At 59.7% G+C, this 26,005-nt stretch carries 22 protein-coding genes and 1 tRNA gene; 15 read left to right on the top strand and 8 right to left on the bottom strand.

Translation table 11 applies throughout. The features are described from left to right. Window positions 1-66: 66 nt before the first annotated feature. Complete coding sequence (locus ACVDG9_RS22225; RefSeq protein ID WP_023003569.1) at window positions 67-1,080, bottom strand: KpsF/GutQ family sugar-phosphate isomerase; 1,014 nt, start codon at window positions 1,078-1,080, stop codon at window positions 67-69. A 205-nt stretch (window positions 1,081-1,285) separates the two neighbouring features. On the opposite strand from ACVDG9_RS22225, the gene ACVDG9_RS22220 reads away from it, so the two are divergent. The 3 genes from ACVDG9_RS22220 (at window position 1,286) to ACVDG9_RS22210 (ending at window position 5,409) form a co-directional block, all read left to right on the top strand. Next, the gene (locus ACVDG9_RS22220) at window positions 1,286-2,749 is read left to right on the top strand and encodes an outer membrane beta-barrel protein (RefSeq protein WP_055661168.1); all 1,464 of its coding nucleotides are present in this window, start codon (window positions 1,286-1,288) and stop codon (window positions 2,747-2,749) included. Window positions 2,750-2,825: 76 nt separating this feature from the next. Continuing rightward, window positions 2,826-4,097 (top strand): lytic murein transglycosylase, encoded by a 1,272-nt coding sequence (locus ACVDG9_RS22215; protein ID WP_055661264.1) that lies wholly within the window; start codon window positions 2,826-2,828, stop codon window positions 4,095-4,097. 34 nt (window positions 4,098-4,131) lie between these two features. Beyond that, a complete protein-coding gene (locus ACVDG9_RS22210) occupies window positions 4,132-5,409 on the top strand; it encodes an SGNH/GDSL hydrolase family protein (RefSeq protein ID WP_447238982.1) in 1,278 nt (425 codons plus the stop codon). A gap of 78 nt (window positions 5,410-5,487) precedes the next feature. Here ACVDG9_RS22210 and ACVDG9_RS22205 read toward each other — a convergent pair whose 3' ends face one another. Both ACVDG9_RS22205 and gltB read right to left on the bottom strand, forming a co-directional pair. Then, window positions 5,488-6,918 (bottom strand): glutamate synthase subunit beta, encoded by a 1,431-nt coding sequence (locus ACVDG9_RS22205; protein ID WP_031270545.1) that lies wholly within the window; start codon window positions 6,916-6,918, stop codon window positions 5,488-5,490. Between the two features lie 91 nt (window positions 6,919-7,009). Then, window positions 7,010-11,686: a glutamate synthase large subunit gene (gene gltB / locus ACVDG9_RS22200; protein WP_447238981.1), complete on the bottom strand. Its 4,677-nt coding sequence runs from the start codon at window positions 11,684-11,686 to the stop codon at window positions 7,010-7,012. 668 nt (window positions 11,687-12,354) lie between these two features. On the opposite strand from gltB, the gene ACVDG9_RS22195 reads away from it, so the two are divergent. The 5 genes from ACVDG9_RS22195 to ACVDG9_RS22175 all read left to right on the top strand — a co-directional run bounded on the left by ACVDG9_RS22195 (window position 12,355) and on the right by ACVDG9_RS22175 (window position 16,258). After that, window positions 12,355-12,654, top strand: a complete 300-nt coding sequence (locus ACVDG9_RS22195; RefSeq protein WP_023003557.1) for a BufA1 family periplasmic bufferin-type metallophore — start codon at window positions 12,355-12,357, stop codon at window positions 12,652-12,654. Between the two features lie 190 nt (window positions 12,655-12,844). Beyond that, window positions 12,845-13,741: an MNIO family bufferin maturase gene (gene bufB, locus ACVDG9_RS22190; RefSeq protein ID WP_447238980.1), complete on the top strand. Its 897-nt coding sequence runs from the start codon at window positions 12,845-12,847 to the stop codon at window positions 13,739-13,741. A 1-nt stretch (window position 13,742) separates the two neighbouring features. After that, complete coding sequence (locus ACVDG9_RS22185) at window positions 13,743-14,528, top strand: HvfC/BufC N-terminal domain-containing protein (RefSeq protein ID WP_447238979.1); 786 nt, start codon at window positions 13,743-13,745, stop codon at window positions 14,526-14,528. 43 nt (window positions 14,529-14,571) lie between these two features. Further along, on the top strand, window positions 14,572-15,156 hold the full coding sequence (locus ACVDG9_RS22180) for a DoxX family protein (protein ID WP_023003550.1): 585 nt from the start codon (window positions 14,572-14,574) through the stop codon (window positions 15,154-15,156). Window positions 15,157-15,199: 43 nt separating this feature from the next. Next, complete coding sequence (locus ACVDG9_RS22175) at window positions 15,200-16,258, top strand: threonine aldolase family protein (RefSeq protein WP_077291738.1); 1,059 nt, start codon at window positions 15,200-15,202, stop codon at window positions 16,256-16,258. A 113-nt stretch (window positions 16,259-16,371) separates the two neighbouring features. Here ACVDG9_RS22175 and ACVDG9_RS22170 read toward each other — a convergent pair whose 3' ends face one another. Then, window positions 16,372-16,818, bottom strand: a complete 447-nt coding sequence (locus ACVDG9_RS22170) for an Hsp20 family protein (RefSeq protein ID WP_055661173.1) — start codon at window positions 16,816-16,818, stop codon at window positions 16,372-16,374. 274 nt (window positions 16,819-17,092) lie between these two features. Between ACVDG9_RS22170 and ACVDG9_RS22165 the strand changes: the two genes are divergently transcribed. Both ACVDG9_RS22165 and ACVDG9_RS22160 read left to right on the top strand, forming a co-directional pair. Then, the gene (locus ACVDG9_RS22165; protein WP_447238978.1) at window positions 17,093-17,512 is read left to right on the top strand and encodes a hypothetical protein; all 420 of its coding nucleotides are present in this window, start codon (window positions 17,093-17,095) and stop codon (window positions 17,510-17,512) included. Window positions 17,513-17,727: 215 nt separating this feature from the next. Next, window positions 17,728-18,801: an alpha/beta fold hydrolase gene (locus ACVDG9_RS22160; protein WP_055661174.1), complete on the top strand. Its 1,074-nt coding sequence runs from the start codon at window positions 17,728-17,730 to the stop codon at window positions 18,799-18,801. Between the two features lie 30 nt (window positions 18,802-18,831). On the opposite strand, the gene hisN is transcribed toward ACVDG9_RS22160, so the two are convergent. Both hisN and ACVDG9_RS22150 read right to left on the bottom strand, forming a co-directional pair. Next, window positions 18,832-19,638, bottom strand: a complete 807-nt coding sequence (hisN, locus tag ACVDG9_RS22155; protein WP_168685403.1) for a histidinol-phosphatase — start codon at window positions 19,636-19,638, stop codon at window positions 18,832-18,834. A gap of 269 nt (window positions 19,639-19,907) precedes the next feature. Further along, the gene (locus tag ACVDG9_RS22150) at window positions 19,908-20,753 is read right to left on the bottom strand and encodes an N-formylglutamate amidohydrolase (protein WP_447239050.1); all 846 of its coding nucleotides are present in this window, start codon (window positions 20,751-20,753) and stop codon (window positions 19,908-19,910) included. Between the two features lie 444 nt (window positions 20,754-21,197). Here ACVDG9_RS22150 and cpdR point away from each other — a divergent pair, with 444 nt between their 5' ends. From cpdR to ACVDG9_RS22125, 5 genes are all read left to right on the top strand, one after another. After that, entirely contained in the window at window positions 21,198-21,557 is a 360-nt protein-coding gene (cpdR, locus tag ACVDG9_RS22145) for a cell cycle two-component system response regulator CpdR (protein ID WP_006932209.1), read from the top strand. Between the two features lie 149 nt (window positions 21,558-21,706). Then, window positions 21,707-21,781, top strand: a tRNA-Val gene (locus ACVDG9_RS22140). 149 nt (window positions 21,782-21,930) lie between these two features. Then, window positions 21,931-22,056, top strand: a complete 126-nt coding sequence (ykgO, locus tag ACVDG9_RS22135; protein ID WP_006932207.1) for a type B 50S ribosomal protein L36 — start codon at window positions 21,931-21,933, stop codon at window positions 22,054-22,056. A 162-nt stretch (window positions 22,057-22,218) separates the two neighbouring features. After that, a complete protein-coding gene (locus tag ACVDG9_RS22130; protein WP_075282861.1) occupies window positions 22,219-22,881 on the top strand; it encodes a tetratricopeptide repeat protein in 663 nt (220 codons plus the stop codon). Between the two features lie 84 nt (window positions 22,882-22,965). Next, entirely contained in the window at window positions 22,966-23,973 is a 1,008-nt protein-coding gene (locus tag ACVDG9_RS22125; RefSeq protein ID WP_447238977.1) for an alpha/beta fold hydrolase, read from the top strand. 57 nt (window positions 23,974-24,030) lie between these two features. Here the strand turns inward: ACVDG9_RS22125 and pyk are convergent, their stop codons facing one another. Both pyk and ACVDG9_RS22115 read right to left on the bottom strand, forming a co-directional pair. Further along, window positions 24,031-25,467: a pyruvate kinase gene (gene pyk, locus ACVDG9_RS22120; protein WP_023003528.1), complete on the bottom strand. Its 1,437-nt coding sequence runs from the start codon at window positions 25,465-25,467 to the stop codon at window positions 24,031-24,033. Next, window positions 25,464-25,901, bottom strand: a complete 438-nt coding sequence (locus ACVDG9_RS22115) for a DUF1036 domain-containing protein (RefSeq protein ID WP_023003527.1) — start codon at window positions 25,899-25,901, stop codon at window positions 25,464-25,466. The genes pyk and ACVDG9_RS22115 overlap by 4 nt, the downstream gene beginning before the upstream one ends. Between the last annotated feature and the right edge of the window lie 104 nt (window positions 25,902-26,005).

Below are 26,005 nucleotides of genomic sequence, written 5' to 3'. Positions count from 1 at the left end.
CACTTGCGGGCCGGAAAAGAAACTTTTTCGACCCCGTGAGGCAATATTGCCTGCTTCGGTGAAAGATCAGGCTGCGCCGATGCGAAGAAGATCGTGCAGATGGACAATACCGACGGGGCGACCGTCCTCGATCACGAACACGGAGGTGATCGACAGGCTGTTGGCCAATTCAAGAATTGAAGCCGACAATGTGTCCGGAGAAACGGTCTTTGGAGCACGCGTCATGATTTCACCGGCGGATTTTGCCAGGAGATTTGACGAAACATGGCGGCGCAAGTCACCGTCGGTGATGATGCCGATCAGCTGTTTCAATTCGTCGACGACACCCAATACACCGAAGCCGCGCTGGGTCATCAGGACGATGCCTTCGCTCATCGAAGTGTTTGCGGACACCAGCGGCATGCGTTCGCCGGTGTGCATGATGTCCTTGGCCGTTTTCAGGCTGGCGCCCAGGCGGCCACCCGGGTGGAACACGCGGAAGTCCTGCGCGGTAAACCCACGTCCTTCCAGAAGAGCCACAGCGAGTGCGTCGCCGACGGCCAGCTGAATGAGGGCGGAGGTTGTCGGGGCGAGGCCATGCGGGCAAGCCTCGGTGACAGCAGGCAGGTTCATGACGATATCAGCTGCACGGCCGAGGGTGCTGTCCTTGCGCGAGGTGATCGCGATCAAGGGCACCTTGAAGCGACGGGTGTAGCTGACGATGCCTGCAAGTTCCTGGGTTTCACCCGACCAGGACAGGGCGATCACGACGTCGTCTTCGGTGATCATGCCCAGGTCGCCGTGACTGGCTTCACTGGCATGAACGAAGAAAGACGGCGTTCCCGTTGACGCAAGGCTTGCTGCGATCTTGGTGCCGATATGACCACTCTTGCCGATGCCGGTGATGACAACGCGTCCCTTGCTCTTTTGAATGAGATCGAAGGTCTTCTGGAACGGGATGGCAAGTCCGTTCTTCAGCGCTGCGCGAACGGCACTCAGGCCGGCAATTTCGGTTTCCAGGGTCCGCTCTGCGGAGACGAGGCACAGGGACGTCATGTCTGTATTTTCTTCGGAAACCGGATCACGCAGAACGGTGGTCATGAACATAATTCTTTTTTTATTTAGGATCGCCTAGCTCTATGCCAGTCGCCGACGGGGATCAAGAACCCGTGATCTATTAAATGCATTAGATCAGGTGACTTTATGTAACTTTGTGTAACCTTCCAAATTGCGAAAAAGAAACGAAGGATTAACCATCATTCGTCAGGTTGGACCGGACATTCCACGTCGACTGGTCCCGGAATTCATGCGCAGCTTTCTGCCTCTGATCACTTTTCTTGCCGTTTTGCAGGCCGTTTCCGCGGCTGCACAAACGACGCTTGACGATTTGCGTGGATCGGACGACCCAGGCGGCGCGCAAGAATCAGCAGACCCTTCCGATCAGGCAGCCCAGGCGGCAGACCGCAATCCTACGCAGGCAAATGTCTTTTCCCTTCGTTCGACACTGAATTCGGCAACGGCGGAAACCGGATCGAGCGGCCTTGGAACCAATGGCAGAGCCACTCCTGTCAGGCCATTTGCCGACAGGATTGCAGCTGTCGACAGGGCGGTTCCTCTATCGGACAGCGGTATCGACGACAGCGTTTTTGGCGGAGATACGACCTTCGATGCGGCACAGGGGATCCGGCTCGGGTCCTTCACGCTGACGCCCCAACTGACCGTCTCGACAGGTTGGACCGATAACCGGTCACAGGCGGCAGATGGAACCTCTGGCAAGTTCTACCGGATTTCTCCCGATGTTTCGCTGACCTCGAACTGGTCACGCCATCAGCTGGACACGTCGCTGCGAGGTTCCTTCACCGGATATCCCGGTGATACCGACGACAACGAGGCGAATGTCTTTGCGGCGGCAAACCTGCGGCTCGACATCAGCGAAGCGACACAGGTCACGACCAGTATATCCTACACGCTCAGCCAGGAGGACGACGGCAGCGCAGAATCGGCTTCCGGGACCGACTACGATCACGAACTTTCGGGAAGCCTCAGTGGTACGCGCGCAGTCGGCATCGTTGCCGCAACAGCTTCGCTCGGCGTCGACCGGAATTTCTATACGTCGGAAAGCGGCTCGGAATCCGGACGCAACAACACGCTCTACTCCGCCAGCCTGCGGCTGGACGGCAATACCGGCAGCGTGTTTTCCCCGTTCGTCGAGGGGGCGCTGCTTCTGCGGCGCTATGACGATACCTGTAGCGACGCCTTGTGCGAAAAACGAAATGCCAATGGCTATCAGGTCATGGGTGGTGTCACCATCGCATCCGGCCCCAAACTTACCGGGGAACTCGGTGCGGGGTGGCGGATCGAGGACATTGAGGATGAGAGGCTTGAAAACCTGTCAGGCCTGATTGCCGACGCCTCCCTGGTCTGGTCGCCAAGCCGCCTGACGACGGTTACCGCTGGTCTTGGCACTTCCTTCGAGGCGACCGATATCGACGGTGCCAGCGGTTCGATCATCTATTCCGGCGACCTGCGCCTCGCTCATGCCTTCAGTGATCGTCTGGTGGGCGAGACCGGTGTCGGTTACAGTTACCGCACCTATGAAGGTGTTTCGATCGAAGAGCGTACCCTGACAGGGTTTGGTGGTCTGACCTTCGCTGTGACGAAGAACATTGCGGTGACGGCGGATTATACCCATCGTCGTTTCGACAGTTCCCAGCAGGGGAACGACTATTCCGAAAACGCTGTTGAAGCCGGGTTTAGATTGCGGCATTAACGTCACGGTAACCAAATCAACATCATTCATGGGGCGGGGGCAGAAACTTACGGACCTGGGCATCGAGGAGGCCCTGATGCGGAACCTTGCGCAGCTGACTGCGAACGTGAAAACCATATTGCCCTTTTCAGGAAGACTGAGAACCCTCGGGCGCCGGCTGCTTTTGACTGCCGCGGCGACGGGCGCTTTGCTGGCCGTTTCGGTGCCGGCACAGGCCGATCAGGGGTTCAGCCAGTTCGTTTCCGGCTTCTGGCCGACGGCCAAGGCAGCCGGCATTTCTTCCCAGACCTACAACGCGGTCTTCACCGGCATGCAGCCGGACGATGACACCTTGCGTCTGATGAGCAAGCAATCCGAGTTCGTGAAACCGATCTGGGATTATCTCGATAGCGCCGTTTCAGACACGCGGGTCGAAAAAGGCCGCGAGATGCTGAAGGAGTACAGCCAGGTTCTTGCGGTCATCGAAAACCGCTACGGCGTCGATCGTGAAGCTGTCCTGGCGATCTGGGGCATGGAAACCAACTATGGCGGCTTCATGGGGCGTCATAACGTAATCCAGGCATTGGCGACGCTGGCCTATGCGGCGCCGCGCCGGAAGAGCTTCTGGGAAAAGGAACTTGTTACCGCGCTGGCGATCGTCCAGGCAGGTCATGTGCGTTTCCAGGACATGGAAGGTTCCTGGGCCGGCGCCATGGGGCACACCCAGTTCATGCCCTCTAGCTGGAAGGCCTATGCCGCCGACTATGACGGTGACGGCCGCCGGGATATATGGACGTCCATACCCGATGCACTCGCCTCAACCGCTGCCTATCTGCAAAAGCACGGCTGGCAGACAGGCAAGACCTGGGGATACGAGGTAGCCTTGCCCAGCGGGTTCGACTATCACATGGCCGATGGCGAAAAGACGCTGACGCTAGGCGAATGGGGGCGATACGGAATTCGCCGGTCAAACGGCAAGGATTTTCCGCGGCCGTCCGACAACGCCATCCTGGTTCTGCCTGCCGGAGCAAGCGGACCGGCGTTCCTGATGCTGAAGAACTTTTACGTGATCAAGCGTTACAACAACGCGACTGCCTATGCGCTTGCCGTCGGCCATCTTGCCGACCGGATCATTGGCGGCGGACCGATTGAGGGCGACTGGTCGCGCGAGCACCTTCCGCTCAATCGCTCTGAAACCGCGGAATTGCAGGCGCTTTTGAACCAGCGTGGATTTTCTGTCGGTACGGCGGACGGCAGGATCGGACCTGCGACCCGAAAGGGTATCCGAGCCTACCAGCGCTCACGTGGCATGGTTCCCGACGGTTATGCATCCATTGTTTTGCTGGCACGCCTGAAGCTGGACGGCTAAACTGGGCGCAGTGCAGCTGCAGCAGGAGCACAGCGTGAGAGTTCAGACACGGCAACGGGAAGGGAAGGGGACACGCGCCGCCTCGCTTCGGGTTGTCGTATCCCTTGGCCTTGCGCTTGTTGTCTGCTCTGCCGGATTCTCTGCCGCACAGGACGCGCAGCGCGGTGAAATCGTGGTTGCGCAGAACGGGCCCTTCCGGGGGTTCAACCCGTTTGCTCCATTGCAGCGGCTATTTGGCGGCGGGGGCGAAAAGCGCAGAAAGCAGCCGCAAAAGACACAGCAGAAGCCGCGGGTTTCCCGGCCCGCGGGTGCACCGCCCAAATTCGACGTTCTCGAAAAGGACCCCAATGCCGGCCTGATTCTGGTCGTTGGGGACCGCATGGCACGCGGTGTCGCCGACGGGTTGAAATACACACTTGCGCAAAAACCACAGATCCGTGTCGAAGCCATTACCGAGGACAAGGAAGGTTTTGTCGGGGAAGGTTCGCCGGACTGGGCGACGCAGGTGGTTTCCAGGATCCGGGGGGCGGACGTTCAGGCTGTTGTGGTGATGATCGGCCGGCAGGACCTGGGTAAATCCTTTTCCGGTGAACCGCCCGTTGAATTCATGACTGCAGAGTGGCTGGAGAGCTACCGCAGGAAGGTCGACGGGCTTGTGCGTGTGGTGCGGCAGGAAAAGAAACCGCTTGTGTGGGCCGGCCTGCCGCCCACGGGCGACGAACTGGTGAACGCGGATTTCACGCAGCTCAATTCGATCTTCCAGGGCGCGTCGGAGGACAGGCGGGTCCGCTATGTCGACATATGGGATATCTTCCTGGCTGAAGACGGCAGCTTTTCCTCTTACGGACCCGATGTCGACGGCAAGAACACGCGTCTGCGCACGAACGACAAGATCGATTTCACATGGGCAGGCTATCGGAAAGTTGCGTTCTTCGTGGAACGCGAACTGTCCCGCCTGCTCGGAGGCTATGGCGGGCTAGCTTTCGAAGGCGTGGAGGATGATCCGAACTTCATCGTCCTGACCGGACGTACGACGTCGCCCGAAGCACTGCTTCTGGGTGGTGAGGATGAAGAAGAGATCAATTCGGCCAGCCGGACCTATCGTTTCTTTGTCAAAGGCGAGCCCTTGCCACCCATGCAGGGACGTGTGGACGATCCACGGATGCCTGCCGTTGCAGTGTCTGCGCCGGCTGCCGCTGTTGAAGAAGTGTTTGCCCCTACAAGTGCCGATTTGCGTGAGAGCTTGAGCTCAGCAGCCAGCCAGGATGCGCAAGGCCGCGTCTCTGTGACTGTGCGTCCGGGATCGGAATGACCCTTTGAAATAGGTCCGAAAAACACAAAACCCCGCAGGCGTTTGCCGGCGGGGTTTTTTCATTTCCGGATGTAGAGTTCAGCGCGGCAGGTCGGTCGAGCCGGTCAGGAACTCGTCAACAGCGCGCGCTGCCTGACGGCCTTCGCGGATCGCCCAGACAACCAGGGACTGGCCCTTGCGCACGTCGCCGGCAGCATAGACCTTGTCCAGGCTGGTCTTGTAATCGTCGGTGTTGGCCTTGACGTTGGTGCGGCCATCCAGTTCCAGCTTGTCGCCGGCTTCGGCGATGTAGGTTTCCAGCAGCGGGCCGGAAAAGCCGATAGCCGCCAGAACGAGGTCTGCGCGCAGGATGAATTCGGTACCTTCGATCGGGCGGCGTTTTTCATCCACGCGGGCGCATTTGACGCCGGTAACCTTGCCGTCTTCGCCGACAAGGGCAAGCGTTGCTGCGGAAAACTCACGCTCAGCGCCCTCAGCCTGCGACGACGAGGTGCGGAACTTGGTCGGCCAGTACGGCCAGATCGCCAGCTTGTCTTCCTTCAGTGGCGGGATCGGACGAATGTCGAGCTGTGTCACCGACAGGGCTCCCTGACGGAATGCGGTGCCGACGCAGTCGGACGCGGTGTCGCCGCCGCCGATGACGACGACATGCTTGCCACCGGCCCAGATCGGGGCCTCGTCGCCTTCCGGCTCACCGCCGACCCGGCGGTTCTGCTGGACCAGGTACGGCATCGCCCAATGGCAGCCTTCCAGTTCCATGCCGGAGACACCCGGATCACGCGGACGTTCGGCACCTGCGCACAGGATTACCGCGTCGTGACGCTCGGCCAGTTCTTCCAGGGCAACGGTTACACCGACATTGACGCCGTAATGGAACGTCACGCCTTCGGCTTCCATCTGCTTCACGCGGCGGTCGATGTAGTGCTTTTCCATCTTGAAGTCGGGAATGCCGTAGCGCAGCAGGCCACCGGCCTTCGGCTCACGCTCATAGACATGCACGGTGTGACCAGCACGGGCGAGCTGCTGGGCGGCCGCCATGCCTGCAGGGCCGGAGCCGATGATCGCCACTGCCTTGCCGGTCTTGGTGGCGGACAGCTCCGGTACGATCCAGCCTTCTTCCCAACCCTTGTCGGCTATCGCCTGTTCCACGCTCTTGATGTTGACCGGAATGTCTTCCAGGTTCAGCGTGCAGGCTTCCTCGCAAGGAGCCGGGCAGATGCGCCCGGTGAACTCGGGGAAGTTGTTGGTGGAATGCAGGTTCTTGAGCGCGTAGTCCCAGTCGCCCTGGTAGACCAGATCGTTCCAGTCCGGGATCTGGTTGTTGACCGGACAGCCGGTCGGGCCGTGGCAGAACGGAATGCCGCAATCCATGCAGCGGGCCGCCTGATTGGTGACGTCCTGGTCGTTCAGCGGAATGGTGAACTCGCGGAAATGGCGAATACGGTCAGAGGCAGGCTGATACTTCTGTTCCTGCCGATCGATTTCCATAAAACCGGTTACCTTGCCCAAGGCGACCTCCTCAAAATTTCATGCGTCTGTCCAGGGTGGCTGCAATCGGCCGCGTCATGCGGCCGAGAGCCAGTTCGTGCGTTTGGCCGGATTATTCGGCGGCGACCATGCCGAGGCGCTGCTCTTCCATTTCGCGCAGGGCCCGGCGGTATTCGACCGGCATCACCTTGACGAACTTGGGCCGGTACTGGGTCCAGTTGTCGAGGATTGCCTCGGCCTTTGTCGAGCCGGTCAGTTCCAGATGTTTCGTCAGCATCTGGCGCAGGCGCTCATCGTCATGGCGGGTCATGTCGCAGGAAAGGTCCACGCGGCCCTTGTGCTCGATATCGCCACCATGGTGGTGCAGCTTCTCCAGAAGATCGTCTTCTTCGGTCACCGGTTCCAGTTCGACCATGGCCAGGTTGCAGCGGGAGCCGAATGTGCCGTCTTCATCGAGCACATAGGCAATGCCGCCGGACATGCCGGCCGCGAAGTTGCGTCCGGTCTGGCCGATCACGACGACGACGCCGCCGGTCATGTATTCGCAGCCGTGGTCGCCCACGCCTTCGACAACGGCAACAGCGCCGGAGTTGCGAACTGCAAAGCGTTCCCCGGCAACACCGCGGAAGTAGCATTCACCTTCGGTTGCGCCGTAGAGCACCGTGTTGCCGACAATGATCGAGTTTTCCGGCACGATCCGGGTGTTCTCCGGCGGGCGGACGATCAGCTTGCCACCGGCAAGACCCTTGCCGACATAGTCGTTGGCATCGCCGACAAGATCAATGGTGACGCCGCGGGCGACGAAGGCGCCGAACGCCTGGCCTGCCGTGCCCTTCAGATTGATCTTCAGGGTGTCGGGGTGTTTCAGGCCCTTGTTGCCGTACCGCTTGGCGATTTCACCGGAGAGCATGGCACCAACCGACCGGTCAACGGAACAGATCGTCTCGTCGACAATTGTCGGTTCCTTGCTGTCCAGGGCCGGCTTGGAAGCGGCAATCAGGCGACGGTCCAGGATGTCGTGGATCGGGTGATCCTGACGCGTGGTCCAGCGGGTCTCTTCCGGTTTTGCTTCCGGCTGGAAGAAAATACGGGAGAAATCGAGACCCTTGGCCTTCCAGTGATCGATCGCGGCTTCCTTGTCGAGGAAGTCGGACCGGCCGATCATGTCTTCCATCGTTTTGAAGCCGAGGTTGGCCATCAGCTCGCGCACTTCTTCGGCGACGAAGAAGAAGTAGTTGATGACGTGTTCCGGGGTGCCCTTGAAGCGCTTGCGCAGGACCGGGTCCTGGGTGGCGATGCCGACCGGGCAGGTGTTGAGATGGCACTTGCGCATCATCAGGCAGCCTGCAGCAATCAACGGTGCGGTCGAGAAACCGAATTCGTCGGCACCAAGAAGCGCACCGATAATGACGTCCCGGCCTGTGCGGATGCCGCCGTCGACCTGAAGGGCGATGCGCGAGCGCAGTCCGTTCAGCACCAGGGTCTGCTGGGTTTCGGCAAGGCCGATTTCCCAAGGAGAGCCGGCGTGTTTGATCGAGGTCAGCGGTGATGCACCGGTGCCGCCGTCGTAACCGGAAATCGTGATGTGGTCGGCGCGTGCCTTGGCAACGCCGGCAGCAACCGTTCCGACACCCACTTCCGACACCAGCTTGACCGAGATATCGGCTTCCGGATTGACGTTTTTCAGGTCGTAGATCAGCTGCGCCAGATCTTCGATGGAGTAGATGTCATGGTGCGGCGGGGGCGAAATCAGGCCGACGCCCGGGGTCGAGTGACGCACCTTGGCGATAACCGCATCCACCTTGTGACCCGGCAACTGGCCGCCTTCGCCGGGCTTTGCACCCTGGGCAACCTTAATCTGGATCATGTCGGAGTTGACCAGATATTCCGTGGTCACGCCGAAGCGGCCGGAAGCAACCTGCTTGATGGCAGAGCGCTGCGGGTTGGACGAGCCGTCCGGCAGCGGATTGAAGCGCTCCGGCTCCTCGCCGCCTTCACCGGTGTTCGACTTGCCGCCGATCTGGTTCATGGCGATTGCCAGGGTCGTGTGAGCTTCACGCGAAATCGAGCCGAAGGACATGGCGCCGGTGACGAAGCGCTTGACGATGGCTTCAGCCGGTTCCACCTGGTCGAGCGCGATCGGCGAGCGGCCGATTTCGTCCGCGGACTTAATCCGGAACAGGCCGCGGATCGCGTAGCGTCCGCTCTTTTCGTTCACTTCCTTGGCGAAGGCGCGATAGGTGTCCGGGAGCTTCGCGCGCACTGCGTGCTGCAGCAGCGCGACGGAGTCTGGGGTCCACATATGGCTTTCACCGCGGGTCCGGTAAGCGTATTCACCGCCAACTTCCAGCGAGCGGCGCAGGATGGCGACGTCGCCGAAGGCCTGCTCGTGGCGCAGAACGGTTTCATCCGCGACTTCGGCAAGGCCGATGCCTTCGATCATGGTTGCCGTGCCGAAGAAGTACTTCTTCACGAAGGACGAGCCGAGTCCGACAGCGTCGAAAATCTGCGCGCCGCAATAGGACTGGTAGGTCGAGATGCCCATCTTGGACATGACCTTGAGGATGCCCTTGTCGATGGACTTGATGTAGCGGTAGACGACTTCGTCCTGATCGACTTCCTCCGGGAAGTCCATTTCCATGTGCATGGAAAGCAGCGTTTCAAACGCGAGATAAGGGTTGATCGCTTCCGCGCCATAGCCGGCCAGAACACAGAAATGGTGGACTTCGCGCGCTTCACCGGTTTCCACCACCAGGCCAACAGAGGTTCTCAGACCCTTGCGGATGAGGTGATGATGCACGGCAGCGGTTGCCAGCAACGCCGGGATCGCGATGCGTGACCGGCTGATCAGGCGATCGGACAGGATGATGATGTTGTATCCGTCCAGAACCGCTTTTTCGGCGCGCTCGCACAATTCGTCCAGCGCGCCTTCCATACCGACAGCGCCTTTTTCGGAATTGTAGGTGATGTCCAGCGTCTTGGCGGAAAACTGGTTGTCGGCGATGTCGCCGATGGCGCGGATCTTCTCCAGGTCCTCATTGGTGAGGATCGGCTGGCGCACTTCCAGGCGCTTGGAGGTCGACAGGCCTTCAAGGTCGAAGATGTTCGGACGCGGGCCGATGAAGGAGACAAGGCTCATCACCAGCTCCTCGCGGATCGGATCGATCGGCGGGTTGGTGACCTGAGCGAAGTTCTGCTTGAAATAGGTGTAAAGCAGCTTGGACTTGTCGGAGAGCGCTGAAATCGGCGTGTCCGTGCCCATGGAGCCGATGGCTTCCTGGCCGACGGTTGCCATCGGGGTCATCAGAAGCTTGATGTCTTCTTCCGTGTAGCCGAAGGCCTGCTGGCGGTCGAGAAGGCTTTCACCGGCTACCGGCGCGCGCTGGCGCACGCCCGGAAGGTCTTCCAGTACGATCTGGGACCGGTGCAGCCAGTCCTTGTACGGGTTGGCGGTGGAAAGCTGCCGCTTGATTTCGTCGTCGGAAACGATCCGGCCTTCGTCCATGTCGATCAGCAGCATCTTGCCCGGCTGCAGGCGCCATTTCTGGACAATGCGCTCTTCTTCGACCGGCAGGACGCCAACTTCGGAAGACATGATGACGAAGTTGTCGTCAGTAACGATGTAGCGGGCAGGACGCAGGCCGTTCCGGTCCAGCGTTGCGCCGATCTGGCGGCCATCGGTGAAGGCAACGGCTGCCGGGCCGTCCCACGGCTCCATCAGGGCAGCATGGTATTCGTAGAAGGCACGACGGTTGTCGTCCATCAGCGGGTTGCCGGCCCAGGCTTCCGGGATCAGCATCATGGCCGCATGGGCGAGCGAATAGCCACCCATGACCAGGAATTCGAGGGCGTTGTCGAAGCAGGCGGTGTCCGACTGGCCTTCATAGGAAATCGGCCAGAGCTTGGAGATGTCGTCGCCGAGCAGCGCCGACGATACGGACGCCTGACGCGCCGCCATCCAGTTGACGTTGCCGCGCAGCGTGTTGATCTCACCGTTGTGCGCAACCATCCGGTAGGGGTGCGACAGATCCCAGGACGGGAACGTGTTGGTGGAAAAACGCTGGTGGACAAGGGCCAGGGCCGACGAAAAGCGCTCGTCCTTCAGGTCGGCGTAATAGGCGCCAAGCTGATAGGCGAGGAACATGCCTTTGTAGACGATGGTCCGGCTGGACATTGAAACGATATAAAAGCCTTTCGAAACCGCATCGGTTTCGGCACGCACACGGTTCGAAATGACCTTGCGCAGTACATAAAGGCGGCGTTCGAAGGCATCTGCCTCACCGCCGGTCTTGCGGATGAAGACCTGACGGGAAACCGGTTCGGTGGCAGCGATGTCCGGCGCCTTGGAAAGCGATGAATTGTCGACGGGCACGTCACGCCAGCCGATCAGTTCCTTGCCTTCGTCTTCAATGACACGCTCGACGATGGCTTCGCACTTGGCGCGCAGCTCATCGTCCTGCGGCATGAAGATGAAACCGACACCATATTCACCGGCATCGGGAAGCGGTGTGCCGGCGTTCGCCAGTTCTTCTGCAAAGAACGCGTGCGGGATCTGCACCAGCATGCCTGCGCCATCGCCCATCAACGGGTCGGCACCTACCGCGCCGCGGTGCGTGAGGTTTTCAAGAACCTGCAGACCGTCGGCAATAATCTTGTGGGACTTCTCGCCTTTCATGTGGGCGACAAAGCCGACACCGCAGGCGTCGTGTTCGCGCGACGGATTATAGAGCCCTTTGTCGGCGGCCGTGCTCAGTCGTTCCGCAAGTGTAGTGGTTGCGGTGGTGTTCATGTCCACGCTCCCAGCTTGCATGGCTGTGCTCGTCGTCAGCTCTATCTTCGTCATGTGCGCCCTCACTGTTGACCCCAGTGCCGCCGTGGCTGGGAGCGTCCGGTTCCGTTCGGGTCGCATTCCATCAAGAATGCGGTCCGGCGAACCCTGGCTTTCCTGCCCCGGCTCTGTTGTTGTATTAACCACGGCCGTTTATCAAAGCAAACCGCCGCATTGACGCAGCGGTCCTCCGCTGCCGAAACGTTCCGTCTCGCTTCCTTGCGGATCCTCCCCGGATCCGCCCAGTGGTCAGCCTGGCTATCACCGACGCCTTTTTGTCCTGCGCCCTGTCCGGGCCGTTTTGGGCATGGCGATAATTGGGACAGTATACCTGTCCTATTCCAAGCGGCGCGAACATGACAGATTTCGCCGTCGTGAGCAAGAGTGTTTCTGCGTCGCCGCATTATAATTGTTTCGCGCGAAAAGTGCCAATCGTCCGGAAAGGTCAAAACCGACGATAAATATGTAAGAATCTTGCGTTTGTTAAACTTTGTGCAGTTATGCTCGCAAAACAGTCACATGCGTTTGATTTCCTATTTATCTTCAATAGGGTCATCTACGGTGGGTGACTGGCGGCCCAGCAAAAACGCCGGTACGCAGTGATTTTTCAACGACGAGAGGAGATCGAGATGAAGCATAAGGCCATGTCTGCAGCAATTGTTGCCGGTGCGGTGGCAACCGCGGTTGCGGGGCTGTCGTCAACCGTTCCGGCCCACGCCCAGGCCAAGGAAAAATGCTATGGTGTGTCCCTGAAAGGTCAGAACGACTGCAAGGCGGGTGCAGGTACGACTTGCGCCGGTACATCGACCGTCGACTATCAGGGCAACGCCTGGACCCTCGTCCCGAAGGGCACCTGCGTGACGATGGATGTTCCTGGTGGCCGTCACGGCTCTCTGACCGAACTTACGCGCGACCTGCCGGAAGCCTGATAGGCTTCAGACGGCCGCAACTGCGGCAATCTGGTCAGGCAGGCACCTGCTTATCCCGCACTTGGTGCCGAGGCGGGCAGGGCGCCAGCCCTTTCAAAGTCATGAGCCATGGTGCTTCAGTCAGCCCAGTCTGAAGATGTCCTCAGCCAGTGTGCCTGCCTGACAAAACTTATTCCACCCGGAGGGCTCCATGGTTTCCGATACCCGTTCAAACCCGGTACAGCGCTGCGAGGCGTCCGTTCCGGCGCGCGCCGGAGCCGGTCTGAAGCCGGAGCATGTCGCGGCTATTTTGGAAACGTCCGCGGATATCGGTTTTTTTGAAGTTCATGCCGAAAACTACATGGGGGCCGGCGGTCCGCCGCACCGGCAACTGGAGGCAATCCGCGAGCGGTATCCCCTGTCTCTTCATGGTGTCGGTCTTTCGATCGGCGGTGAACAGCCACTGGACAAGGATCACCTGCGGCGCTTGTCAGACCTGAACAAGCGATATGAACCGGGACTGTTTTCCGAACATCTGGCCTGGTCGACGCACGACACGACTTATTTCAACGACCTGCTGCCGGTACCCTACGATGAAGCTACGCTGAATCGTGTGTGCGATCACATAGATGAAGTGCAGGAGACCGTCGGACGGCAGATGCTTCTAGAAAATCCGTCGACTTACGTCGCCTTTGCACAGAGCACGATGAGCGAACTGGATTTTCTGAGCGAGATCGCGCGCCGGACCGGCTGCGGCCTGTTGCTCGACATCAACAACGTGCATGTGTCCTGCACGAACCACGAGAGATCCGCGAGAGATTATCTTGCCGCCTTCCCGATGGCCGCCGTCGGCGAAATACATCTTGGCGGTCATGCGCCTGACCGGGATGACGCCGGACGGCCACTGCTGATCGACGCGCACGACCGGGAGGTGGATCTTGCGGTCTGGCAGCTTTATGAAGATGTCATTCGTCTGCAGGGGCCGCTGCCGACCCTGATCGAGTGGGACAACAATGTTCCCGCCTGGCCGGTTCTGCTTGCCGAGGCACAAGCCGCGGATCGCATTCTGGCGCAGCCTGCAGAGGCTGGCAGAAAGCAAGCGGTCTGACATGCGTGGTCCGCTCGCCCTGCCGCAGGTCAATGCCGCCTCGTTTGGGCGTGCGCTGCTCGACCCGCAAATGGCAACGCCCGATGGACTGACTGGTCCGGACGGAGAAACAGCGCCGAAGCGATTCAATGTCTACCGCAACAACGTCATCGTCAGCCTGTGCGAAGCGCTCGGTGAAAGCTTTCCTGCTGTGAAGGCGCTGTTGGGGGAAGAGTATTTCAGGGCGCTTGCCCAGGCCTTCGTGACAGCTCATCCGCCGGTGTCGCCTGTGTTGATCTGGTACGGCGCCGGTTTCGCTGATTTCCTGGACGTGTTTCCGCCGCTCAAGGCATATCCTTATCTCGGCGATGTTGCCCGGCTGGAATGGTCTTGGCTCCAGGCCTATCATGCTGCGGATGCCGCGCCTCTCGATCCGGCAATCCTGGGCAGCATCGATCCGCAAAGACTCGGGGGCGTTCGCTTCGTACCGCATCCGGCGGCGCACGTCGTGACATCTGCCTGGCCGATCTGGGCGATTGCGCGAGCCAACAGGTTTGAACCCGATGAGGCTGAAGCTGTCGATCTTGACGAGCCGCAATCGGTAATGATTACCCGGCCGGACATGGAGGTGGATGTCTATCTGCTGCGTCCGGGCGGGGCTGTTTTCACGATGGATCTCCTGCAAGGGCAGACGCTTGCAGCAGCGGCAAGCCGGGCTCAGGAGAAAGACGACGGTTTTTCCTTGTCCGATTGCCTTTCGGACTGTCTTGCAGCTGGTGCATTTTCCGCCCTGCAACTGGATGACTAACACGCATGCGGCAAATGGATGCCGCTTGATCATGGGGGATTAGATGGGTGTGCTGATTGGGTTTTTTGTCAGGCTCTACACGATGGTGTTCGGAGCTCTGGAACGGCTGACAAATGGCTGGTTCATCGGGCTTGCTGCCCGGTTCATTTTTGCCGCGATCCTGCTGCAGTTCTTCCTGAACTCGGCGATGACGAAAATCGGCGGCAACATCATGAACATCTTCACGCCAACCGCAGGTGCCTATGCGCAGATGCTGCCCAAGATGATGGAGCAGGTCAGCTACGACACCAGCCAGATTGCGTTCTTCCCGTATGGTCTCATGGTGCTTCTGGGCACCTGGGGTGAATTTGTCCTGCCGGTGATGGTGGTTGTCGGTCTATTCACCCGCTTCGCAAGCCTCGGCATGATCGTCTTCATCTGCGTCATGACCTATGTAGACATCTATGGTCATGGGGCTGACGCAAAGACGATCGGGGCGCTGTTCGACGGTGAACCCTATGCGATCATCGCCGATGACCGGTTACTCTGGATCTTCCTGTTGCTGGTGCCGGTGCTCAAGGGGCCGGGTGTCGTCTCGCTGGACTGGCTGCTCGGCCGGTCCTATCGCAAGCGCGAGATGTACTACTGAAAAATCGGTTGCCGGTTGTGATGCCAAGTGATTAAACCGGCACATGAATTTTGCCAGTGACAATTGGGCGGGTGCGGCTCCGGCGGTGATGTCGGCGCTGGCCCGCCATAATGACGGGTTCTCGCCGGCCTACGGCACCGACCCGTTGACCGATTCCGTCTCCGCCACGTTCAACGAGATCTTCGAACGCGAGGTTGCCGTCTTCTTCGTGGCGACCGGTTCAGCGGCGAATTCTTTGGCGCTGGCTTCCTGTGCCAAGCCGGGCGGTGCGATCTTCTGCCATTCCGGTGCGCATATTCAGGTTGATGAATGCAATTGCCCCGAGTTCATGACCGGCGGCAACAAGCTGTTGAGCGTGAAGGGACCAAACGGCCGGTTCTCCGCCGATGCCCTTCGCGAAAAGATGGCACAGGTTCCTGACGGTGTTGTCCACCATGGTCAGGTCGCATCCGTTTCCATCAGCCAGGCAACCGAATGCGGCACCGTCTATACGCTGGATGAAATAGGCGCGATCAAGGATGTTTGCCGGTCCCGTTCGGTGCCGCTTCACATGGACGGCGCACGATTTGCCAATGCGCTTGTGACGCTCGGCTGTTCGGCGGCCGACATGACATGGAAAGCGGGTGTGGACCTGCTTTCCTTCGGAGCCACCAAAAACGGCTGCTGGTGCGCGGAGGCCGTGGTTTTCTTCGATCTGGACGCCGCAAAATCCTTTGAGTATTTCCGCAAGCGCGGCGGTCATCTTTTCTCCAAGAGCCGCTTCGTGGCGGCCCAGTTCGAAGGCTATTTCCAGGATGACACCTGGCTGACGACCGCAAGCCACGCCAACGGCATGGCGACCCGTCTTGCTGAAGGGATCCGGCAGGCCGGAGGGCGTACTGCCTGGGCGGTGGAAGCCAACGAACTGTTCCCGATCCTGAAACGCAGCCAGATGGAAGCGCTTCAGGCAGCCGGTGCCAAGCTCTATGAATGGCCGGCAGAGGGCCTCGCCGAAGGCCACGCCCCGGCATCGGACGAAGTCTGTGTACGTCTCGTCACCAGTTTCGCAACGACGGATGAAGACGTCGATGCGTTTCTGAAAGTGCTGTCCGGGACGGTCTGAGGGCCGCCTCTCGTGTGCCGAAATGTGTCGTGACGGACGCGCAGTAACATCAAAAAAGGCGCCTGGTTTCCCAGGCGCCCCGATGATGCGATTGCCGCAGTTGAACCAGGCGGTTAGTGAGCCGTGGTTTCGATCTGCTTGGTTTCACCACTGGTGATTTCGATCTTGCGCGGCTTCATGGCTTCCGGGATTTCCCGGACAAGATCAACGTGCAGCAAGCCGTTTTCGAGGCTTGCCCCTTCCACGCGAACATGTTCGGCAATCTGGAAGCGGCGTTCAAAGGTGCGCGAGGCAATGCCGCGGTAGAGAATTTCCCGGCTGGCATCTTCTTCAGCTTTTTCACCCTTGATGGTGAGTGTGTGCTCCTTGGCTTCGACGCTCAGTTCGTCGTCGGAGAAGCCTGCCACGGCCATCGTGATGCGGTAGGCGTTTTCGCCCGTACGCTCGATGTTATAGGGCGGATAGCTCGGCGCTTCGTTGCCGGCGGCATCGAGCATCGAGAAAAGCCGGTCGAAACCGACGGTGGAGCGGTAAAGCGGAGAAAAGTCGAAGTGACGCATGTGTCTGTCCTCTCTTGAGCAACTGATACTTCACTGATGTTGAGCAGTCCTTCGTCCCCCGGATTGGCGGGACAGGCTGCGGTGCAAACCCGGTCTGGCGCTTGCATGAAGAGATTTGGTAATTCGGATTTTCATTTCAAGAGGCAGGAAATATGGGGCGTCGTGGAAACATGAACGCCACATGAACAGTGCCTTCCGGTTGCGTTCAAGTGGCCCGGTGCATCTTCAATCCAACGTCAGCACGGCGCTGGCGGAACAAACTGGAGATTTGAAGATGTTTGCCAATGTTTCGAAATTGTCCGCCCCGATCGCCGGTGCCATTCTGCTGGTGTCCGCAGGTTTCATCACCACTGCATCCGCTGCCCCGATGGTCGGAAAAACCCAGATCGAACCCGCGAAAGCCGAGCTGGTGGTCAAGGTCGATCATCGCCGTGGTAACGGGCGTGGCGGCAACTGGAACGGCCGTCACGGTGGCCGCCATTTCGAAATGGGTCCGCGCCAGATCCGCCGCAGCCTGCGTCACCGCGGTTTCGAACATATCAAGATCCTCGACCGCCGTGGCCCGATGTACATTGTACGGGCAAAAGGCTGGCGCGGCATGCCGGTTCGGCTGGTGGTCGATTCCCGCAATGCCAACATTGTCCGCAGCCATCCGATCGGTAACCGTGGTCACTGGCAGCGCCGCTGGTACTAAGAAGCAGCTACAAGCTGTCTGACACTTTCAGGGCCGGCTTCCCAGGGAGTCGGCCTGAAGCTTGTTGTGGGGCGCGCCTGGCACGAGTATCACTTGACGATGCAAGACAAAGCCGGACGGTGCCGGCAGGATCTGCAGGCGTGACGAGTTGTTGACGAAAAACCATTATCTGTTTGAAAAACAAACTCTCAACGAACCCGAGTGATTCGCAGCGCATGACCTTGATCGACCATCCCGACAATCCGGTGCCTGAAGGGGCACGATCCGGGTTCGTCACGACGCCGGACGACAAGAAGATCCGGTATGCGCATTGGCCCGCCGCCGGTGCCCGGCGCAAGGGTACGGTAACACTGCTTCAGGGGCGGGCGGAGTTCATCGAGAAATACTTCGAAGTGATCGAGGATCTGCGTCAGCGGGGCTTTGCCGTCATCGCCTTCGACTGGCGCGGGCAGGGCGGGTCGCAACGTCTGACCCGCAATCCCCGGCGCGGGCACGTTTCAAACTTCAACAAGTACAAACTGGATTTGCGCACCGTCCTGAAGGAAGTCTCACTGGCGACCTATCCCGGGCCTCACTTTGCGCTTGCCCACTCTACCGGAGCTCTCGTTGTCCTGTCCGACACGGACCGTCTGCGGACGATGCTGGACCGCGCAGTGCTGACAGCGCCGCTGTTGGGCCTGCCGACGGGAACATGGTTTCCCGGTCTGGTTTCCGGGTTCCGGTCGATCCTGCGCAAGCTCACTCTGGGGCTGTTTGGCCGCCCGGGCCTGAAGGCAACCTCTCCAAAGACGTCCTGGCTGATCGAAAAGGTTGCTATCCCGGTTGCCCGCCTGTTGTCGATGTTCGGACTTGGCAGGTTGTTTGTGCCCGGGGGTAACGCTGAAATTTCCGTCGCTTACGAAAACAACCGGCAAACGACGGACAAGGCGCGGTTCGAGCGGTTCAACAAGGTGCTGGAACAGGCGCCGGAGCTGGGTGTCGGGTCTCCCACTCTCGGTTGGCTGGGGGCTACCGGTCGCGCCATGCTGGCGCTGCGCCGGCGGGAGGCCGGGCCGAATATCAAATTACCCTGTCTGGTGCTGGCTGCGGGCAACGACCGGATCGTCTCCACACCCATGATCGAGGACTTCGTGGCGCGGGCGAAGGCGGCAGCCTATGTGGAAATCGCAGGCGCCGAACATGAGCTGATGATGGAGCGCGATGCCTTCCGCGACCAGTTCTGGGCGGCGTTCGATGCCTTTGTGCCCGGTCTTGAAGCCGAACAGGCGCTGGAACGGGCTGGAAGCTGATCCCGCGCCCTGATGTGGCCGTGTGGCCGGTCAGGCTGCCTTTGCGAGGTCCCGCAGGAGGATTTCATGCAGACGCGGGTCGCCTGACGCAACGATCTGGCCGCCGTCGGCCGGAGAGCCGCCGGTCCACGTCGTGACAACACCACCTGCGCCTTCAATAATCGGCACAAGTGCAACGATATCATAGGCTTGCAGACCGGATTCGATTACCGCGTCGCCGTGGCCGGCTGCGACCATGCAGTAGGCATAGCAGTCTGTGCCATAGCGGGATAACTGAACAGCCGCTTCGATCTGGTCGAACGCCTGGCGTTCGCCATTCTTGAAAAGTGCCGGTGTGGTGGTGAAAATAGTGGCATCTTCCAGCTTCTGACAGGGCCGGGTCTTGAGCTGCCTGGCACCCAAAGGTCCATCGTACCAGGCCGTCTTGCCGTCGCCACCGAACCGTTCGCCGATATAGGGCTGAACCATCATGCCGAGGCTCGGGACGCCATTGGTCCGCAGGCCGATCAGCGTCCCCCAGGTTGGCAGACCGGTGATGAAGGCACGGGTACCGTCAATCGGGTCAAGCACCCACACATGTTCAGCGTCGAGATTTTCCGGACCGTGTTCTTCGCCAAGGATTCCGTGGTCCGGATAGGTCTCGTTGATCAGGGCGCGCATTGCCGTTTCACCGTTCTTGTCGGCGATGGTGACCGGGTCGAAGCCGGCTTTCCACTTGTTGTCGATTGCAAAGCCCTGGCGGAAATGCGGCATGATCGCACCGCTGGCTGCTTCCGCCAGCCTGTCCAGAAACGGGGCAAACAAATTGGAACTGGAAACAGGCCCTGCCGACATCATTACCTCCTGGCTGCGGAAACCGCTCAAAACCCAAATCAACGTGAATTGCCGCTTGTATAACCGGTTCTGCAAAAAAATGAATCTGCAAAACCTGAATGACTGCTCATACTTTGATCAGTTTGAAAGGGCTGTCGGGCTTGACCTTTGTGCGGTGCAATGCGATTTTATTGCGGTGCGATACGTTGTGTCGTACCGCCCTCCTTGGGCGTTTCCTCCCTAGACTCGGGCCGCCTCTTTTGAGAGCGGCCTTTTTTTTGGGGTCCAGGGTTTTATTCCGCTGCGATGGGGTCCGCCGGCAAGGCTGCATCCGGCATGGAGGTCAGTTCGCGGGCAAACTGGCGCAGGTTGTGGAAGAGGTCGCCGAAGCCGGGGGTCGGCTGGTGGGTTGCCTCGTCCATATAGAGCCCGCGATTGATTTCGATCTGCAGGGCATGCAGGCCGCTTGTGGGGCGGCCGTAGTGTTCGGTGATGAAGCCGCCCGCATACGGCTTGTTGCGCGAGACGGTGTAGCCCATCTCCTTCAGCACCGAGCAGGCGAACTCCGTCAGGTCGCTGCTGCAGCTGGTGCCATAGCGGTCACCCAGGATGAAATCCGGCCGCGTGTCGGTGGTCTGGCATTTCACGCTTGAAGGCATGGAATGGCAATCGATCAGAACCGCGTAACCGAAGGTGACATGGGTCTGGGCCAGAAGCCGGCGCAATGTGGTGTGGTAAGGCTTGTAGATCTCCTCCACCCGGCTGAGGGCTTCGGATACCGGCAGCTTGTGCCTGTAGATCTCGTGGTTCTCGCTGACGATGCGGGCCACGGTGCCAAGCCCACCGGCTACGCGGATCGAACGGCTGTTGGCATAGGTCGGCAGACGCCCGTCGAACATCTTCGGGTCGAGCTCATAGGGCTCGCGATTCACATCCAGGTAGGCCCTGGGGAAATGCGCACGCAGCAGCGGCGAGCCGAGCGGCACGACATGAGCAAACAGATCGTCGACATAAGCATCCTCCGACCGCCGGATGGCTGTTTCGTCCAGGCGGGAAGACGCTAGAAAGCTTTTGGAATATTGCCTGCCGGAATGGGGCGAATTGAAAACGAACGGAACCCTCTGGTCCGCAGGACACAAAACTTCAAACGCTGGGAAGCCGTTAAAGTCCGCCTCGAAGGAGGCTTGTGGAGAAGGCTGCTTGTCGTCCGTCAATGGTGTGTCCTGGTTGCCGCCCGGTGCAGGCCATGGCCCATGGTGCCAAGGAATCGCGGCGCAGTCCACCTTGGTGGGATCAAAAGCCCCGCGGCTGTGGGGAAACATCTGGTGATCGATGGCAGGAATGGCCAGATGCCACGCATGCCGCAGCCGTACCAATGGCCCGGGAATGCATACGCCACGACGATTTTCCCCAACGTGAGAAGCCGACAGGTTCTCACGAGGCAAGTGATGGTTCGTTCTCAACAAGAGCCTATCCACACCGTGAGGTCGTGATCCAATTCACCCTATCATTCTGTGGAATTCGAGCTATAACCGGCAGAAAGGGAACCGAACCCACACGAACAAAGGACCTGGTCAATTACGATGCCGCGTATCCTGCTTGCCGAAGATGATAATGACATGCGCCGCTTTCTGGCGAAGGCGCTGGAAAATGCCGGTCATGACGTCGTTTCGTTCGATAACGGCAGAAGCGCCTACGAGCGCCTGCGCGAGGAACCGTTTTCTCTGCTTCTGACGGATATCGTGATGCCGGAGATGGACGGTATCGAGCTGGCGCGCCGGGCTACGGAACTCGATCCGGACCTGAAGGTGATGTTCATTACCGGTTTTGCCGCCGTTGCCCTCAATCCGGAATCGGATGCTCCAAAGGATGCCAAGGTGCTTTCCAAGCCATTCCATCTTAAAGATCTTGTCCAGGAAGTGGAGCGCATGCTGGCCGCCTGACAAGGTGTTGACGCGGCGGAAAACAGGGGTTGCGAACCGGGCTGGGGAAATTTTGACAGTTCGGTGAAAAAGGGGGGTTGCACAGTTTGCGGATCCCCGTTATATCGCACTCCACCACGGCGCTGGGGCGTCGGACTACCGAGAAATTCGGGCGTGTAGCTCAGCGGGAGAGCACTTCGTTGACATCGAAGGGGTCACAGGTTCAATCCCTGTCACGCCCACCATTATTGCGCTGATTGAAGTTTCAAGAGGCGCGGATTGATCAGAAGACAGGCGCAGGACCTGCCGCAGCTTCTAGACCAATCCAGTCAAACGTGAGCGCCTTTGGCGCTCATTTGGTTTAAAGAAGCAGGGCCCTTGTGGGGACAGTGACATGAAGATCAAAAACTCGCTCAAAGCGCTCATGACCCGCCACCGCGACAACCGCATGGTTCGCCGTAAAGGCCGCGTCTACATCATCAACAAGAAAAACCCGCGTTTCAAAGCACGCCAGGGCTAATCTTGTTGCCGCGCATTGCGTGGCGGAAGAACTGAAAATCTCTTCCTGAACAAGGCTTTATCTTGTTGTTGGGAGAGGCGGCCAGGTCCCTGCCACCGTAGCGCACGAAGATGTGTCAAATTCCCGGATTGACCGCCGCATCCAACGATCCATAATCGTCGGATGCGGATTTTTGTGTTTGCCCTTCTGTTTCTCGCCGGCGTCAGTCTAGCCAGCGCCCAGCCTGTTCCAGATCTCGGTCCGGAAGCAGAGCCACCTTCTGCCGAAGACTTCAATGCACTTCCCGACGATCTTCCAGAAGACGGCGGGCAGGTCGTCGTCGAAGAGAGTGATCCGGAAGACGAGAAGTCGCGTCTGGACGAACTCTTTGCCAATCTCGCCAAATCGGACAATCCGAAGGAAGCCGAGCGTATCAGCCGGGAAATCCAGATGCTCTGGATGGATTCGGGCAGTGATACGGTGGATGTGCTGATGTCGCGGGCCGGCAAGGCGATCCAGGCTGACGATCATGCGTTGGCGCTGGACCTCCTGGACACAGTGGTCATCCTGAAGCCGACTTATGCGGAAGGCTGGAACCGGCGTGCGACAGTCCACTACATGACGGAAGATTTCGGCAAGTCCCTGGTCGATATCGAGCGCACACTGGCGTTGGAACCCCGTCATTGGGGGGCCTTGTCGGGGCTCGCCATCATCCAGCGGCGTCTGGGGTTCGAAAGCGAAGCGCTGGCGACGTTCCGGCGGGCTCTTGAAGTCAACCCGAGCCTGGAAAATGCAACCAAGGCCGTGAACGATCTGGAAAAGGAAGCCGAGGGCGAACCCGCTTGAGGTAAGCCCACCTGAGTAAGCTTGGTCAGTCTGTCTTTATGCCGCCGGGCTTGATTGCTGCGAGCGCGGTGCTATGTCCGGGCTATGATCCCGTTCCTGATTGCCCTTCTTGTCGCCGCCTGTCTGTTCGTCGCCTACTCGCTTTTCAGGGCAAGGCAGATTTCGCGCACCTACACACCTGACGGCAGTCTTGCCGAGGTGAACGGAGCGCAGATGCACTATCACTTCATTCCTGCGTCACAGGCGGCCAGCGAGCGGCCTGTGCTGGTGTTCCTGCATGGGGCCAGTGGCAACGCCTATGACATGAAGTTGGCTTTTGAGGGCGCATTCAAGGGGCGCTATTCGCTTCTTTTTATCGATCGTCCGGGGCTCGGGTTCTCGCAACGCTCCAGAACGGGCCGGAACACGCCTGAAAGCCAAGCGGAACTGATTACCGGATTGCTCGCGAAACTCGGCATTGGGACATCAGTGGTGGTGGGGCATTCGCTCGGCGGAGCCGTGACGGCTGCTGTGGGCCTTGCCGCACCTGAGCGGGTGAAGGGGCTGGTCTTCCTGGCTCCTGTCAGCCATGTGTGGCCAGGCGGGGTCAACTGGTACTACAAGGTTGCCGCGATGCCTGTCATCGGTTGGCTGTTTGCCTGGACGCTGACGATCCCTGTCGGCGAGCGGCTGGTGCCACAAATGCTGAAGCATGTTTTCCATCCGGATCCGCCACTTGCCGGCTATGCGGCGTCTGTCCGTCTGCCGCTACTTTTCCGTCCCGAAAGCTTCCGCTCGAACGCGGCGGACATCTGCAGTCTGAAGGAAGCTGTCCGGCAACAGTCCCGGCAGTATGGAAAGCTGGGGCAGCCGTCGCTGATCATCACGGGTACGAAAGATACGGTGGTCTGGCCGTCGATCCATTGTGAGGGCCTCTTGCAGGATCTGCCGGATGTGGAGCTGCTGATGCTGGGCGCGGCCGGTCATATGCCCCAGCATACGCATGCGGATGAAATCGTGTCCGGTATCGACAAACTGGTGGCGCGGATAAAGGCGTCAGAGGACAAGGCGGGAGCGGCTGAAGCCAGGGCCGAGACATTGCGCACGGCATGAAAAAGGCGGCCTTGAAGCCGCCTTTCGTTATCCGGTTTGTTTTAACCGATTAGATCGTCAAATGCCGCCCTGACCGTCGTTGCCGACGAAGGCAATCCGCAGCATGTTCGTGGAGCCCGGAGTGCCGAACGGCACACCTGCGGTCACGATAATGCGCTGACCCGGTTTCGCAAACCCTTCGGAGAAGGAGATGCGGCAGGCGCGGTCGATCATGTCTTCCTCGTTGGCGGCGTCTTCACTGACCACACAGTGCAAGCCCCAGCCGAGCGACAGGCGGCGTGCAGTTGCAAGCACCGGCGACAGAACGATCACCGGGCTGGCCGGACGTTCACGCGAGGCGCGCAGGCCCGTTGCGCCAGACGTCGTGTAGCAGACGACAGCAGCAAGGTTCAGTGTTTCGGCAATCTGCCGGGCCGCTGCCGAAATCGCGTCGGCGCCGGTGGCTTCCGGCTCGGTCCGCTGTGCGTAGATGATCGTGCGGTAGTTGGGATCCTGTTCCACCTGCTGGGCGATCTTGTCCATGGTGGACACTGCCTCGATCGGGAATTCGCCTGCAGCGGATTCGGCCGACAGCATGACGGCGTCTGCGCCTTCGAACACGGCGGTGGCAACGTCGGACACCTCGGCGCGGGTCGGCACCGGTGCGTTGATCATGGATTCCAGCATCTGCGTGGCGATCACAACCGGCTTGCCGGCACGGCGGCAGGCGCGGGTGATGCGCTTCTGAAGGCCGGGAACCTGTTCCAGAGGCAGTTCCACGCCCAGGTCGCCACGGGCAACCATGATGGCGTCGGAGAGTTCGATGATCTCGTCCAGCCGGCCGATGGCCTGCGGCTTTTCGATCTTGGCCAGAACGCCGGCGCGGCCACGGGTGATCTTGCGCACTTCGGCAATGTCGTCCGGGCGCTGCACGAAGGACAGGGCCACCCAGTCGACGTTCTGGTCGAGGGCGGCGATCAGGTCCTTGTGGTCCTTCTCGGTCATGGCGCTGGTTGCGATTTCCGAATCGGGAACGCTGACGCCCTTGCGGTCTGACAGCTTGCCGCCGACGACGACTTCCGTCACGGCCCGGGTGCGGTCGGCTTCCAGAACCTTGAGCTGGATCTTGCCGTCATCGAGCAGCAGGCGGTGGCCCGGCTCGAGAGCCTGAAGAATTTCGGGATGCGGCAGGTGTACCCTGTCGACACTGCCGCCGGACTTGTCGGCGTCCAGCGTGAACGTTGCGCCGTTTTCCAGCATGACCGGGCCGTCGGCAAACGTTCCCACACGCAGCTTGGGTCCCTGCAGATCGGCCAGAATGCCGATTGGTCGTCCAACCTTCTCCTCAACAGAACGGATGCGTTCAACGAGCATCTTCAGACGATCATGATCGGTATGGCTCATGTTGATGCGGAACACGTCCGCACCGGAGCGATACAATTTTTCGATGATGTCTTGTTCTGAGGAGGAGGGTCCGAGAGTTGCAAGAATTTTGACTCGCCGGTTACGCCTCATCGCCCACCTGTCCCCTGTTGCACGGGTTCGGTCAGCTGGACCGTCCAGCTGCTCTGTTCGCCCGTGTCGATTTCAAAAAAGCCTGTCCGCTCGAATCCGCGAGCCACACAGTCCTCAATTCCGCGAATGGTGAATTCCTTTTCCCGGGTGCACATGAACGCCCGGCCACCCCATTCGCCGAATTGGTCATAATCAACTGCGTAGATGTAATAGTATCGTGACACCAGCGCCCCGGGTACCAGGGTCTCGCAGGAATTGGAAGCAAGGTTCCACCAGCCTTCGGTGACCCAGTCGGTCTTGTCCTTGTAGCCGATGGCTACACCAACCTGACTGTCGGTCTTGTTGCAAAGGCGCAGATCAGCTCTGGCTTCGTCACTGGATGCGGAGAAAAACAGCACGGTGAGGAATGCAGCAAAGGCAAATTTCACAGGCACGCTGATACATGCCCGAGACTCGCCCTGGTTCCGTTCCCCAACCTTAAACATATGCAGTCGTTCGCTTTGCTGCTTTACAGACATTCGCTTTTTGCGTCGACAAG

This window comes from Roseibium sp. RP-7 (assembly GCF_053005225.1).
The sequence above is the reverse complement of the archived record's forward strand: the minus strand, read 5'-3'. Positions and strand labels throughout refer to the sequence as shown.

Coding starts and splice junctions, on each gene's coding strand:
- ACVDG9_RS22225 (WP_023003569.1), bottom strand. CDS start 1,080: ATGACCACCGTTCTGCGTGATCCGGTTTCCGAAGAAAATACAGACATG.
- ACVDG9_RS22220 (WP_055661168.1), top strand. CDS start 1,286: ATGCGCAGCTTTCTGCCTCTGATCACTTTTCTTGCCGTTTTGCAGGCC.
- ACVDG9_RS22215 (WP_055661264.1), top strand. CDS start 2,826: ATGCGGAACCTTGCGCAGCTGACTGCGAACGTGAAAACCATATTGCCC.
- gltB (WP_447238981.1), bottom strand. CDS start 11,686: ATGAACACCACCGCAACCACTACACTTGCGGAACGACTGAGCACGGCC.
- ACVDG9_RS22195 (WP_023003557.1), top strand. CDS start 12,355: ATGAAGCATAAGGCCATGTCTGCAGCAATTGTTGCCGGTGCGGTGGCA.
- bufB (WP_447238980.1), top strand. CDS start 12,845: ATGGTTTCCGATACCCGTTCAAACCCGGTACAGCGCTGCGAGGCGTCC.
- ACVDG9_RS22185 (WP_447238979.1), top strand. CDS start 13,743: ATGCGTGGTCCGCTCGCCCTGCCGCAGGTCAATGCCGCCTCGTTTGGG.
- ACVDG9_RS22180 (WP_023003550.1), top strand. CDS start 14,572: ATGGGTGTGCTGATTGGGTTTTTTGTCAGGCTCTACACGATGGTGTTC.
- ACVDG9_RS22175 (WP_077291738.1), top strand. CDS start 15,200: ATGAATTTTGCCAGTGACAATTGGGCGGGTGCGGCTCCGGCGGTGATG.
- ACVDG9_RS22170 (WP_055661173.1), bottom strand. CDS start 16,818: ATGCGTCACTTCGACTTTTCTCCGCTTTACCGCTCCACCGTCGGTTTC.
- ACVDG9_RS22165 (WP_447238978.1), top strand. CDS start 17,093: ATGTTTGCCAATGTTTCGAAATTGTCCGCCCCGATCGCCGGTGCCATT.
- ACVDG9_RS22160 (WP_055661174.1), top strand. CDS start 17,728: ATGACCTTGATCGACCATCCCGACAATCCGGTGCCTGAAGGGGCACGA.
- hisN (WP_168685403.1), bottom strand. CDS start 19,638: ATGATGTCGGCAGGGCCTGTTTCCAGTTCCAATTTGTTTGCCCCGTTT.
- cpdR (WP_006932209.1), top strand. CDS start 21,198: ATGCCGCGTATCCTGCTTGCCGAAGATGATAATGACATGCGCCGCTTT.
- ykgO (WP_006932207.1), top strand. CDS start 21,931: ATGAAGATCAAAAACTCGCTCAAAGCGCTCATGACCCGCCACCGCGAC.
- ACVDG9_RS22130 (WP_075282861.1), top strand. CDS start 22,219: ATGCGGATTTTTGTGTTTGCCCTTCTGTTTCTCGCCGGCGTCAGTCTA.
- ACVDG9_RS22125 (WP_447238977.1), top strand. CDS start 22,966: ATGATCCCGTTCCTGATTGCCCTTCTTGTCGCCGCCTGTCTGTTCGTC.
- pyk (WP_023003528.1), bottom strand. CDS start 25,467: ATGAGGCGTAACCGGCGAGTCAAAATTCTTGCAACTCTCGGACCCTCC.